Below are 12,221 nucleotides of genomic sequence, written 5' to 3' on the forward strand. Positions count from 1 at the left end.
TAGGGTGACGGGTTGTGATATTGACGTTCCGCGCTCTCACCCGCCAGCCTTCAGGATCGCCGCCAACCCCTCTCGGTACGTCGGAAACTGCGGCAGCCAGCCCAGCTCCGCCTTGGCGCGGGCGTTCGAGACGCGTTTGCTTTCGGCGTAGAAGCGCAGGGCGGCGGGGGGGAGTTTTTCCGGGTCGAAGAGGGTTTCGGGCGGGGGCTCGACACCCAGCAGTTTCGCGGCGTGGGTGACCACGTCCTGCGGGGGGCAGGGCTCGTCGTCGCACAGGTTGTAGCGGCGGCCGGCGCGAGGGCGTTCGATGGAGGCCGCCAGGGCGGCGGCGATGTCGTCCACGTGGATGCGCGAGAAGACCTGGCCCGGTTTGACCATGCGGCGGGCGGTTCCGTCGCGCAGGCGGTCGAAGGCGCTGCGGCGGGGGCCGTAGATGCCGGGCAGGCGGAAGGCCTGGACGGTGAGGCCCATGCCGCGGCCGACCTGCATCCAGTCGCGCTCGGCGGCCACGCGGCGGGCGCCCTCGGGCGAGCTGGCGGGCAGGGGGCTGGTCTCAAAGGCCCAGCCGCCGCCAAGGTCGCCATAGACGCCGGTGGTGGAGAGATACCCGATCCAGTCGGGGAAGGCGTTCGCCTCGGCCAGGGCCGGGACCAGGGTGTTGAGGCCGGGGCACCCCTCCGCCGTCGGCGGGGCGGAGATGAGGATGGCCGAGACCCCCTTGAGCGCCGCGACCAGGGCGGGGCGGTCGTCGCCGGCCACCGCCTCGACGCCCAGGGCCCGCAGATCGGCGGCCTTGCCCGCATCACGGGCGACGGCGGTGGTGGTCCAGCCGCTGGGGGACAGGCGCGTTGCGAGGGCGCGGGCGGTATAGCCGTGGCCGAAGGTCAAAAGCTTCACGTCCGCATCATGGGACTGATGCGGCGGCGGCGTCCAGCTACTCGACAGTCACCGACTTGGCCAGATTGCGTGGCTGATCCACGTCCGCGCCCTTCTGGACGGCCACGTGATAGGCCAGAAGCTGGATCGGGGCGGACATGACCAGCGGCGCGATCAGCGGGTCGCAGGGCGGGGCGGTCATGACCACGCGGGCGCCGGCCGGGGCGTGCTTGGCGCCCTGCGGGTCGGTGATGAAGACCACCTGGCCGCCACGGGCCATGACCTCGCTCATGTTCGAGGCCGACTTTTCGAAATAGCTGTCGAAGGGGGCCAGGATGATGATCGGGGTATTCTCGTCCACCAGGGCGATGGGACCGTGCTTCAACTCGCCGGCCGCATAACCTTCGGCGTGGATGTAGCTGATTTCCTTGAGCTTCAAGGCGCCTTCCAGAGCCAGGGCCGACATCGGGCCGCGGCCGAGATAGAGGACGTCGCGGGCCTTGGCGATCTCCGACGCCACGGCGCGGACGGCGTCTTCCAGCTGGATGGATTCGGCGATCAGGCGCGGGGCTTCCAGCAGCACCTTGACCAGACGCTCTTCCTCGGCGGCGTCGATGCGGCCCCGGGCGCGGGCGGCGGCAACGGCGATGGCGGTCAGGACGCTGACCTGTGCGGTGAAGGCCTTGGTCGAGGCGACGCCGATCTCGGGGCCGCAGTGGATCGGCCACACCACATCGACCTCGCGGGCCATGGTGGATTCCACGGCGTTGACCACGGCGGCGCTCTTCATCCCCTTGGCCTGGCAGTAGCGCAGGGCGGCGAGGGTGTCGGCGGTCTCGCCCGACTGGCTCATGGCGATGGCCAGGGCGGTGGGGCGGATCGAGGGCTCGCGGTAGCGGAACTCAGACGCGATCTCCACGTCCACGGGCAGGTCGGCGTACTTCTCGATCAGGTACTTGCCGATCATGCCGGCGATGTAGGAGGTGCCGCAGGCGACGATCTGGATGCGCTCCAGGTTGGCCCAGTCGATGTCGCCGGGCACGGCGGTGCGGGCGCCGATGGGGTCCACATAGGCGGCGATGGTGCGTTGGCACCCCTCCGGCTGATCGTGGATCTCCTTTTCCATGAAGTGGCGATAGTTGCCCTTCTCCATCAGGGCGACGGAGGAGGCGACGACCTTCACCGGGCGGCTGACCTCCGCGCCGGTGTGATCGAAGACACGGGCGGACGTGTGGTCCACGGCGGCGTAGTCGCCGTCCTCTAGATAGAGCACGCGGTTGGTGAAGGGGCCGACAGCCAAAGCGTCGGAGCCGATGAACATCTCGCCGTCGCCATAGCCGACCACCAGGGGCGGGCCGTTGCGGGCGCCGAAGATCATCTCGCTCTCGCCCATGATCAGCACGCACAGGGCATAGGCGCCGGACAGGCGGTCCAGGGTCGCCTTGAAGGCGGCGAGGGGGTCCTTGCCCTCGATCAGGTTCTGGTCGATCAGGTGAGCGACGACCTCGGTGTCGGTGTCGCTGGAGAAGACGCGGCCCTTGGCCTGAAGCTCGGCCTTCAGCTCGGCGAAGTTCTCGATGATGCCGTTGTGGACCACGGCCACGCGGCCGGCGATGTGCGGATGGGCGTTGCGCTCGGTCGGGGCGCCATGGGTGGCCCAGCGGGTGTGGCCGATGCCGGTCTGGGCGACCAGCGGGTCGGCGGCCAGGACCGATTCCAGCTCGCGCAGCTTGCCCGGCGCGCGGCGGCGCTCCAGCACGCCGTTGACCTGGGCGGCGACGCCGGCGCTGTCATAGCCCCGATACTCAAGGCGCTTGAGGCTTTCCACGAGACGTTCGGCCACCGGGGCCTTGCCGACGATTCCGATGATGCCGCACATGGAACGCTTTGATCCTTTGTCGAATGCGCCGGACGGGTTTAATCCTGCCCCGACGCAGGCTTGCGGCGAGGCTTTATCACCCGGCGCCGCTTCGCCCGCATAAATCTAGATTTCGCATCGTTTCGCACGAGTCTCAGACCTATGGCCAAGCGCTCTTACTTCGGCACCGACGGCATCCGCGGCCAGGCCAACCAGCATCCGATGACGGCGGAGGTCGCGCTGCGCGTGGGTCTGGCGGCGGGCAAGCTGTTCCGCTCGCGCGACGACCGCCGCCATCTGGTGGTGATCGGCAAGGATACGCGGCTGTCGGGCTACATGATCGAGCCGGCCCTGGTGGCGGGCTTCACCAGCGTGGGCATGGACGTGCGGCTGTTCGGCCCGCTGCCGACGCCGGCGGTGGCGATGATGACCCGCTCCATGCGCGCGGACCTGGGCGTGATGATCAGCGCCAGCCACAACAACTTCGCCGACAACGGCATCAAGCTGTTCGGGCCGGACGGCTACAAGCTGTCGGACACCCAGGAGCTGGAGATCGAGTCCTACATGGACGAGGGCCTGCAGGAGGGTCTGGCGACCCCGGCGGCGCTGGGCCGTGTGAAGCGCATCGACGACGCTCAGGCCCGCTATGTGGAGATCGTCAAGGCGACCTTCCCGCGCCAGATGAACCTGTCGGGCCTGCGCGTGGTGATCGATGGGGCCAACGGCGCCGCCTACAAGGTCGCGCCGACCGTGCTGTACGAGCTGGGCGCGGAGGTGATCCCCGTGGGCATCGACCCGGACGGGGTGAACATCAACGCCGACTGCGGCTCGACCCATCCGGCGGCCATGGCCAAGGCGGTGAAGGAATACCGCGCCGATATCGGCATCGCCCTGGACGGGGACGCCGACCGGCTGGTGATCTGCGACGAGAACGGCCTGGTGGTGGACGGCGACCAGATCATGGCGATCATCGCCACCGCCTACGCCAAGCGTGGCCTGCTGAAGGGCGGCGGCGTGGTGGCGACGGTGATGTCCAACCTGGGCCTGGAGCGCCTGATGGCGTCCAAGGGGCTGAAGCTGGAGCGCACCGGGGTGGGCGACCGCTACGTCATGGCCCGCATGCGCGAGGGCGGCTTCAACCTGGGCGGCGAGCAGTCGGGCCACGTGATCCTTTCGGACTTCTCGACCACGGGCGACGGCCTGATCGCGGCGTTGCAGGTGCTGGCCGTGCTGGTCGACAGTGGCGAGCCGATGAGCAAGCTGGCGCGTCAGTTCGAGCCCGTGCCGCAGAAGCTGGAGAACGTCCGCTTCGCCGCCGGGGCCAAGCCGCTGGAGCACGATAAGGTCAAGGCCGCGATCGCCGACGCCGAGGGCAAGCTGAACGGCTCCGGCCGGGTGCTGGTCCGGGCTTCGGGCACCGAGCCCCTGATCCGCGTCATGGCCGAGGGCGACGACGAAAAGCTGGTCAACAAGCTGGTCAAGGAAATCGCCGGCGCGGTGAAGTCGGCGGCGGCTTGATCTAACTCCGCTCACCCCGGCGAAGGCCGGGGCCCAGGTGAAGCCCTGCTGGCTCACCGGATGAATCTGGGTCCCGGCCTTCGCCGGGATGAGCGGGTTGGGGTGTCACTCCGCCAGCATCGCCAGCAGGGCGAAGCTGGCGAGCCAGTGTTCGCCCATATAGTCGCCGGAGACGTGGGGCAGGGCGTCGGCCATGTGGCGTTCGGCGGCTTGCAGGGCGGCGGTCTTGGCGTCGCCATCCAGCGTCCCCGCGATGCCGCGCCAGCACCAGGCGCGCGACAGGTTCAGGCCGTCCAGGTGAGCGATCTTGCCGTCGCTGCGGTCGCTGACCGTGGCGGGGGTGAACAGGGTCGCCGGGGACTGCTGCGCCACGCGCGGCAGGAAGGCGGCGAACCAGGTCTTGAAGGCGTCCGCCGGCAGCATGCGGCGCATGCATTCGGCCTCCATCAGGGCTGAGGACAGGAACTCATCGCCGCTGGGCTCCCAGGCCTGGCAGTCGGCGTCCTGGCCGTACCAGCCTTGCGCTGTCTCGCGGCACAGGTCGGCCAGGGCGGGGTCGTTGGCCTGCGCCCAGTCCAACGTCAGGGTCAGGGCGAAGGCGGTGTTGAAGTGCGTGCCGACCCGGATCGGGTAGGTCGCCTTGGGCAGGAAGGCCTTGAACCGGTCGGCGAAGGCCAGGGCCAGCGGCTTGAGGGTCGGGCCCCAAGGGGCGTCGTGGCGGTCCAGCTCCGCCGCCAGCATCAGGAGCCAGGCCCAGCCGTAGGGTCGCTCGAAACCTCGGCTCGACGCGCGGTCGAGATAGGCGCGCTCGGTCTCCACCTTCGCCGCCGTGAAGGCGTCGTCGAACAGGGCGCGGATGGCGCCGGCTTTGGGCGTGTCCGGATGCAGGCGCAGCAAGGTCGCCAGGGTCCAGTAGCCGTGGACGCAGGAGTGCCAGTCGAAGCTGCCGAAGAAGATCGGATGCAGCACGCGCGGCGCCAGGACGTCGGCCTCGCTCTCCATCACGTGGTCGGCCTTGTAGGGCCAGGGCTTGGTCACGTGACCAAGCGCGATGGAGGTGAAGAGAGAGGCGGTCGCCTCAGAAACGGAAGACGAGGACATACATCAGCACTGTGTTGGCGAAGAGCAGGATGAGGGCGGTGGGGACCTGGGCCTTGATGACCCCGTTCTTGTCCTTCAGCTCCAGCAGGGCGGCGGGGACGAGGTTGAAGTTGGCGGCCATGGGGGTCATCAGCGTGCCGCAGAAGCCCGACAGCATGCCGATGGCGCACATGATCGCCGGATCGCCGCCGAACTTCAGGACGATCAGCGGCAGGCCGACGCCCGCGGTCATCACCGGGAAGGCGGCGAAGGCGTTGCCCATGACCATGGTGAAGAGCGCCATGCCCACCGTGTAGGTGACCACGGCGGCGAGTTGCGAGCCCTCCGGCAGCCAGGCGGTGGTCAGGGCGCCGACCGCCTCGCCCACCCCGGCGGCGGCGAAGACCGCGCCCAGGGCCGCCAGCATCTGCGGCAGCAGCAGAGCCCAGCCAACCTGATCGAACAGGCGGCGGCCTTCCTGCAGCGGCTCTGTCGGCTTGGCGCGCAGCATGGGCATGGAGACCGCCAGGGACAGAATGATGCCCAGGACCAGCGACACCAGCGTCGCCTGCTTGGGGTCCACCGGATGCACGCCGCCGAAGGTCAGGTGCTTGAACAGCATGGTGCCGGTCAAGGCGACGGCGGGGATGATCAGGGCGCAGAGGAACAGACGGTTGCGATGGGTCGCGGCGCTGACCTTGCGCTCCTCGATGCTGGTGGTGGTCGGCTTGCCTTGGCCCAGGCCGCCGAAGCCGGCGACCAGCACCATGGCGATGACGATGCCGCCATTGGCCAGGTCCGGCAGATGGGAGCCGAACAGGAAGCAGACCGCGAACAGGCCCCAGAAGGCCGCGTTCTTCCACCGCTTGGGATTGGTTTTGTCGACGGCGCTAAAAATCGCGATCACGCCAAACATGGTCCCGGCGATGGCGTAGAGGAGTTCGAGGCCGATCATCGGGCGACTCCCGACTTCAGCTTGCGATCAAACAGCACCAGCCGCGTCCCGTGGACCAGCAGGGCGACGATGGCCGTGGGGATGGCCCAGATCGACAGATGCAGCGGTTCGACCACGATGCCGTTCTGCTGCAGGAAGCCGACCATCAGCAGGATCGAGCCGATGGCGATGAAGATGTCCTCGCCGAAGAAGAGGCCGATGTTGTCGGTGGCGGCCGACATGGCGCGCACCTTTTGGCGGGTCTCGTCGTCGGCGTGGCCGTGGGTCTCGGCGGCGGCCTCGGCCATGGGGGCGACCAGGGGGCGGACCATCTGCGGGTGACCGCCGAGCGAGGTCAGGCCGAGCGCTGAAGTCCCCTGGCGAATGATGAGGTAAAGCAACAGGATGCGGCCGGTGGTGGCGGCCTTCATGCCGCCGATCAGGGCCTTGGCCCGCTCTTGCAGGCCATAGCGCTCCAGCAGGCCGATGGCCGGCAGGACCAGCCACAGCAGGGAGACGTAGCGGTTCTCCTTGAACGCCTTGCCGAAGAGAGCGACCACCTCCAGCGGCCCCATCCCCCCGGCCAGTCCGGTGACCAGCGCGGCGGCGACCACCACCAGAAGCGGATTGATCCGGGCGACAAAGCCCACGACCACGACCGCGATACCCAACAATGTCAGCATGGGCCCCCCTTTGCGACGCAGGGACACTAGGGGAAGGCTGGATCAGGGCAAGCCGGTTTACGGAGTCGCGCCCCAGCGTCGCAGAACCTTCACTTATTCGCGCGCGGGCCTTGCGGCTTTTGACCAACCTGTCAGTCTCGAATCGATCCGGCCGCTCGATCGGTCGGACACCATAAGGACTAGGGAGCGAAACATGCGGCGACATCTCGCCGCCGCCGGGCGACCGGCGGTTCGCAGCAATGGTCGGTACGCCATCAGCTGCCTGTTCGTGCTTAGTATTCTGTGCGCCGCGTTCTGGGTGGCTGCCTATCTGGCCATCTCCCACTGGTTCAACTGAACCAGAGAGGGGCGCAAAGCGACCGCAGGCGCGACGGACGACCCAAAGGCCGCCCGTGCGGATGCTCGCCTAGATTTCCTGGTTGTACTTGCCGACTTCCGGCCGCTTGGCCAGGCGCGGCTTCACTTCCTTGTGGAACAGGTCGCGCATGTCGTCTTCCGACTGCGTGCTCTCGACCACGACCACCAGCTCCGGCTTGTTGGACGAGGCGCGGACCAGGACCCACGAGCCGTCCTCAAGCGCGACGCGCACGCCGTTGACGGTGATGACGTCGGTGATCTTGCGGCCCAGGATCGAGCCGCCCGATTTTCCCAGGTCCTCGTATTCCTTCACCACGTCCTCGACGACCTTGTACTTCACCTCGTCGGCGCACTTGGGCGACATGGTGAGGGACGTATAGGCGACGGGCAGGGCCTTCTTGAGGTCCGACAGCTTCTTGCCGGGATTGCGCTCCAGCATGCCCAGGATGGCGGCGGCGGCGATCAGGCCGTCGTCGTAGCCGCGGCCCAGCTCGCCGGCCAGGAAGAAGTGGCCGCTCTTTTCAAAGCCGGCCAGGGCGTTCAGCTCGGCCGTCTTGCGCTTGATGTAGCTGTGGCCGGTCTTCCAATAGACGGTGGTGCAGCCATTCTCGGCCAGGATCGGGTCGGTGGCGTAGAGGCCGGTGGATTTCACGTCGACGATAAAGGTCGCGCCCTTGTGCAGGGGCGCCAGGTCGCGGGCCAGCATGAGGCCGATCTTGTCGGCGTAGATCTCTTCGCCCTCGTCATCGACCACGCCGCAGCGGTCACCGTCGCCGTCGAAGCCGAAGGCCAGGTCCGCGCCATGCTCACGGACGGCCTTGGCCATCTCCATCAGCATCTCGTGGTCTTCCGGGTTCGGGTTGTAGCGGGGGAAGGTGTAGTCGAGCTCGGCGTCCATGGGGATCACCTCGACGCCCATGCGCTTCAGCGCCTCGGGCGCGAAGGCGCCGGCGGTGCCGTTGCCGCAGGCGGCGATGACCTTCAAGGGGCGGGTGATGTTCACGCGGCTGGCGGCGTCGGCGATGTAGCGCTCGGCCACGCCCTCGACGCGGATCAGTTTGCCGCCTTCGCGCTCAACGAACTCGCCCTTGAGGACGATGTCCTTCAGGCGGCCCATCTCGTCGGGGCCGAAGGTGAGGGGCTTTTGCGCGCCCATCTTCACGCCGGTCCAGCCGTTCTCGTTGTGGCTGGCGGTGACCATGGCCACGCAGGGGGCGTCGAGATCGAACTGTGCGAAATAGGCCATGGGCGAGACCGCCAGGCCGATATCCAGCACCTCGCAGCCCGCCGACAGTAGGCCCAGGGTCAGGGCCTGCTTGATCGACAGGGAGTAGGAGCGGAAGTCGTGGCCGACCACGATCTTCTTCTGGCCCAGTTCCTGGATGTAGGTCCCAAGACCCAGGCCCAGGGCCTGGACGCCCAGCAGGTTGATGTCGGGACCGAACAGCCAGCGCGCGTCGTACTCGCGAAAGCCCGTCGCCTTGACGAGCGGCTCGTTCTCATAGGCGGCGGTGTTGGGAACGAGATCGGCGCGGGGCGTGGCGAACATGGAACCTCAGCGTGGAATATTCTGGTTAGGGATGTTGTAGAGCGCGCGGTCTGAACTCGCGAGCCCCTTCGCCCTGCGGGCGTAATGACTTTTAGTGACGGTAGTTCCGTCAAACCCGGCGGGCGAGGTAGCGCACGGATTTTGAGCGATCTTCCAGTCGGGAAGCGCCGACCTCTTCAAATCCCAGGGCAGAATGAAAGGCGTCGGAGCCTGGGTTGGGCGGATCGGAATTCACCTCGCAGCAGAACAGGTTGTGGCCGGCGCCCCGCATGTCGGCCATGGTGGCCTCGTAAAGCTTGCGCGCCAGGCCGTGGCCGCGAGCGTGCGCGGCCACGATCACCCGGTCGATGTAGATGAAGCGCTCGTAGCGGTCGCGAAACCACAGGAAATTCGGGCTGTCGTAGGCCGCGTCCTGGTCGAAGGCGATCAGCACCGCATCGGCGTCGCCCACGACCCAGGCCCGCCAGGCGTTGGCGGCCATGGTGTCGAGCTCGAACTGGGTCAGCAGGGAGGTCTCGACCTTGTGGGCGTTGTTCAGCGCCAGCACCGCCTCCTCGCCTGCCAGGAGCGGGCGCAGGTCGGTCATCAGATGACGCCGGCGCGCAGCAGGTCGTGAATGTGCAGGATGCCGACGGGTCGCTTGGCTTCGACCACGAACAGTACGGTGATGCGCTTGTCGTTCATCAGCTTCAGCGCCTCGGCCGCCAGGGCGCCGGGGGCGATGGTCATGGGCGAGGGGGTCATGACCTCGCCCGCCGTGTGGCCCATCAGGCCGTCCATGTGGCGGCGCAGATCGCCGTCGGTGATAAGGCCGGCCAAGCGGCCGTCGGGCGAGGTGACGCCGACGCAGCCGAAGCGCTTTTCGGTCATCACGAGCAGGGCCTGGGCCATGGTCTTGGTGGAGGGGACCAAGGGCAGCTCGCTGTCCCTGTGCATCAGATCCGCGACCGTGCGCAGCATGGCGCCCAGCTTGCCGCCGGGGTGGAAGATACGGAAGTCGGCGGCGGTGAAGCCGCGCCGCTCCAGCAGGGCCACGGCCAGGGCGTCGCCCAGGGCCATCTGCTGGGTGGTGGAGGTGGTGGGGGCGTTGACCTCCGCCGTCGCCTCGGCCGAATCGGGCAGCAGCAACAGGGTGTCGGCGGCGCGGCCCAACTGACTGTCGGCGGCGGCGGTGATGGCGATGATCGGAATGCCGAACCGCGCGCCATAGGCCAGCATGTCGGACAGCTCGCGCGCCTCGCCCGACTTGGACAGGGCCAGGATCACGTCGCCCTTGCCGATCATGCCCAGGTCGCCGTGGCTGGCCTCGGCGGCGTGAACGAACATGGCGGGCGAGCCGGTAGAGGCCAGGGTGGCGGCGATCTTGCGCGCCACGTGGCCGCTCTTGCCCACGCCGGTGCAAACGATCTTGCCCTTGGCCTTGAACAGGGTCTCGACGGCCTTGACGAAGGTCTTGTCCAGGCTGTCGGCCAGGGCGGCGAGGCCCTCGACCTCGATCTTCAGGACCCGGCGGCCGACGGCGGCGGCGTCGAACTCGCTCATGGGTTCTCCTCCCGCAGGGCCGGCGGCTGGATGGGGGCAGGGGGCTCTTGCGGGACGGACTGGGGAACGGGCGCGGGGATGCGCTGCTCCTTCTGCTCCTGCTGGGCGCGGCGGGCGGCGGCGGCCTCTTCGCGCTGGATGGCGGCCTGCACCTCGGGGCGCTGCTGCACGGGGCGCGAGCCGAAAGGCCCGGGGGAGCGGGCGCCCAGACCCTGCGGCCAGACCAGCGCCAGGCCGATCAAAGCGGCGGCGAGGAGGGCCAGGGCGGGCAACACGATGCGGTCAGACATGAAGAATCCTTGCGCGGGAGGGTCCTATAGCACGGGTCCCGCTGATGGGGAGGGCGTGCTTGACGCTGGGCGCCGCAAGCCTTAGCCCGACCAGCGACAAACATATGGAGGTCCGATGCCCACGCTCGTCCTGCTTCGCCACGGCCAGAGCCAGTGGAACCTGGAAAACCGCTTCACCGGCTGGGTGGACGTGGACCTGACCGCCGAGGGCGAGGCCCAGGCGACCAAGGGCGGGGAGCTGATCAAGGCCGCGGGGCTGAAATTCGACCGCGCCTACACCTCGGTCCTGACCCGCGCCCAGCGCACCAACGACCTGGCCCTGGCCGCCGCCGGCCAGTCGGATACGCCGGTGGTCAAGGACTGGCGCCTCAACGAGCGCCACTACGGCGGGCTGACCGGGCTGAACAAGGCCGAGACCGCCGCCAAGCACGGCGAGGAGCAGGTCAATATCTGGCGCCGGTCCTACGACATCCCGCCGCCGGACCTGGCGCCGGGGGGCGAGTACGACTTCGCGGCCGACCCTCGCTACGCCGGTCACGCGGTGCCGGTGACCGAAAGCCTGAAGACCACGCTGGACCGCGTGCTGCCCTACTGGGACGCCGAGATCGCGCCCAAGCTGAAGGCTGGGGAGACGATCCTGGTGGCCGCCCACGGCAATTCGCTGCGGGCTATCGTCAAGCACCTGTTCAACGTGCCGGACGACAAGATCGTCGGAGTCGAGATCCCCACGGGCAATCCGCTGCTGATCGAGCTGGACGGCGACCTGAAGCCGACCGGCGCGCGGTACCTGGACGAGAGCCGCGCCCAGCCGCTGCCGTCGGCGGGCTAGGGGACGGGCGGATGTCGAAAGAGCTCGACATCCAGTACATGCGCCGGGCGATCGCGGTCGCCCGGACCAACCTTGGCAAGACCTGGCCAAACCCGGTGGTCGGCTGCGTAGTCGCGGACGGCGAGACCGTGCTGGCCGAGGCCGCCACGGGGGTCGGCGGCCGCCCTCATGCCGAGGAGCAGGCCATCGCGGCCCTGGGCGAGGCGGCGCGCGGGACCACGGCCTATGTGACGCTGGAGCCGTGCGGAGCGCGATCCAGCGGGGCGCTGTCCTGTTCCGAACATCTGGTCGCCGCCGGGGTGAAGCGGGTGGTGATCGCCTGCGAGGACCCGTCGCCCTTCGCATCGGGGCAGGGGTCGCACCGCCTGCTGGCCGCTGGGCTGACCGTCGAGACGGGGCTGCTGGCCGACGAGGCGTTCATCCTGTGCGCCGGGTTCGTCCATCGCCTGAAGACCGGTCGTCCCCTTGTCGAGGCGGCGTCGGGGCCCGATGGCTATGAGGCCCTGTTCGAGCCCGGCGCGCAGGAGGGGCTGGCGGCGGCTTTGGCCCGTTACGCCGCGCTCGGCCACACTCGGTTGTGGACTCCGGAGGGCGGCGAAGTCGCGGCGCGATTGCATAGCGCCGGTCTCATAACGAACCCGTTGGAAAGCTTGCGTTAATCGGTTCAACTCAAGGTGACTGCCTAAGCTTGAGGAGCTGGGGAGC

At 68.4% G+C, this 12,221-nt stretch carries 13 protein-coding genes; 4 read left to right on the forward strand and 9 right to left on the reverse strand.

Annotated features, from left to right (window positions below; translation table 11 throughout):
* Positions 1 to 36 precede the first annotated feature (36 nt).
* Complete coding sequence (locus O5K31_RS06565) at positions 37 to 897, reverse strand: SDR family oxidoreductase (RefSeq protein ID WP_269716506.1); 861 nt, start codon at positions 895 to 897, stop codon at positions 37 to 39.
* A 37-nt stretch (positions 898 to 934) separates the two neighbouring features.
* A complete protein-coding gene (gene glmS, locus O5K31_RS06570) occupies positions 935 to 2,755 on the reverse strand; it encodes a glutamine--fructose-6-phosphate transaminase (isomerizing) (protein WP_269716507.1) in 1,821 nt (606 codons plus the stop codon).
* A gap of 141 nt (positions 2,756 to 2,896) precedes the next feature.
* On the opposite strand from glmS, the gene glmM reads away from it, so the two are divergent.
* Positions 2,897 to 4,252, forward strand: coding sequence for a phosphoglucosamine mutase (gene glmM / locus O5K31_RS06575; protein ID WP_269716508.1), 1,356 nt, complete (start codon positions 2,897 to 2,899; stop codon positions 4,250 to 4,252).
* Positions 4,253 to 4,357: 105 nt separating this feature from the next.
* Here the strand turns inward: glmM and O5K31_RS06580 are convergent, their stop codons facing one another.
* Genes O5K31_RS06580 through O5K31_RS06590 form a run of 3 tightly spaced genes read right to left on the reverse strand, consistent with a single transcriptional unit; the run spans position 4,358 to position 6,949 of the window.
* Complete coding sequence (locus O5K31_RS06580) at positions 4,358 to 5,353, reverse strand: DUF2891 domain-containing protein (protein WP_269716509.1); 996 nt, start codon at positions 5,351 to 5,353, stop codon at positions 4,358 to 4,360.
* Positions 5,331 to 6,287 (reverse strand): DUF979 domain-containing protein, encoded by a 957-nt coding sequence (locus O5K31_RS06585; protein ID WP_269716510.1) that lies wholly within the window; start codon positions 6,285 to 6,287, stop codon positions 5,331 to 5,333. Before O5K31_RS06585 ends, O5K31_RS06580 begins: the two co-directional genes overlap by 23 nt.
* Positions 6,284 to 6,949, reverse strand: a complete 666-nt coding sequence (locus O5K31_RS06590; protein WP_269716511.1) for a DUF969 domain-containing protein — start codon at positions 6,947 to 6,949, stop codon at positions 6,284 to 6,286. Before O5K31_RS06590 ends, O5K31_RS06585 begins: the two co-directional genes overlap by 4 nt.
* A gap of 193 nt (positions 6,950 to 7,142) precedes the next feature.
* On the opposite strand from O5K31_RS06590, the gene O5K31_RS06595 reads away from it, so the two are divergent.
* Complete coding sequence (locus O5K31_RS06595; protein WP_269716512.1) at positions 7,143 to 7,286, forward strand: hypothetical protein; 144 nt, start codon at positions 7,143 to 7,145, stop codon at positions 7,284 to 7,286.
* 69 nt (positions 7,287 to 7,355) lie between these two features.
* On the opposite strand, the gene O5K31_RS06600 is transcribed toward O5K31_RS06595, so the two are convergent.
* The 4 genes from O5K31_RS06600 to O5K31_RS06615 all read right to left on the reverse strand — a co-directional run bounded on the left by O5K31_RS06600 (position 7,356) and on the right by O5K31_RS06615 (position 10,687).
* Positions 7,356 to 8,855: a phosphomannomutase/phosphoglucomutase gene (locus O5K31_RS06600; protein ID WP_269716513.1), complete on the reverse strand. Its 1,500-nt coding sequence runs from the start codon at positions 8,853 to 8,855 to the stop codon at positions 7,356 to 7,358.
* 109 nt (positions 8,856 to 8,964) lie between these two features.
* Positions 8,965 to 9,441 carry a GNAT family N-acetyltransferase gene (locus tag O5K31_RS06605; protein ID WP_269716514.1) on the reverse strand — a complete coding sequence of 159 codons (477 nt, stop codon included), beginning with the start codon at positions 9,439 to 9,441 and terminating at the stop codon, positions 8,965 to 8,967.
* Complete coding sequence (locus tag O5K31_RS06610) at positions 9,441 to 10,397, reverse strand: KpsF/GutQ family sugar-phosphate isomerase (protein WP_269716515.1); 957 nt, start codon at positions 10,395 to 10,397, stop codon at positions 9,441 to 9,443. The genes O5K31_RS06605 and O5K31_RS06610 overlap by 1 nt, the downstream gene beginning before the upstream one ends.
* Positions 10,394 to 10,687 carry a hypothetical protein gene (locus O5K31_RS06615; protein ID WP_269716516.1) on the reverse strand — a complete coding sequence of 98 codons (294 nt, stop codon included), beginning with the start codon at positions 10,685 to 10,687 and terminating at the stop codon, positions 10,394 to 10,396. Before O5K31_RS06615 ends, O5K31_RS06610 begins: the two co-directional genes overlap by 4 nt.
* Positions 10,688 to 10,802: 115 nt before the next feature.
* On the opposite strand from O5K31_RS06615, the gene gpmA reads away from it, so the two are divergent.
* Entirely contained in the window at positions 10,803 to 11,516 is a 714-nt protein-coding gene (gene gpmA, locus O5K31_RS06620) for a 2,3-diphosphoglycerate-dependent phosphoglycerate mutase (protein ID WP_269716517.1), read from the forward strand.
* An 11-nt stretch (positions 11,517 to 11,527) separates the two neighbouring features.
* The gene (locus tag O5K31_RS06625; RefSeq protein ID WP_269716518.1) at positions 11,528 to 12,175 is read left to right on the forward strand and encodes a bifunctional diaminohydroxyphosphoribosylaminopyrimidine deaminase/5-amino-6-(5-phosphoribosylamino)uracil reductase RibD; all 648 of its coding nucleotides are present in this window, start codon (positions 11,528 to 11,530) and stop codon (positions 12,173 to 12,175) included.
* Positions 12,176 to 12,221 lie beyond the last annotated feature (46 nt).

Origin of the sequence: Caulobacter sp. NIBR2454, from assembly GCF_027474405.1 — a bacterium.
Taxonomy (GTDB): Bacteria; Pseudomonadota; Alphaproteobacteria; order Caulobacterales; family Caulobacteraceae; genus Caulobacter.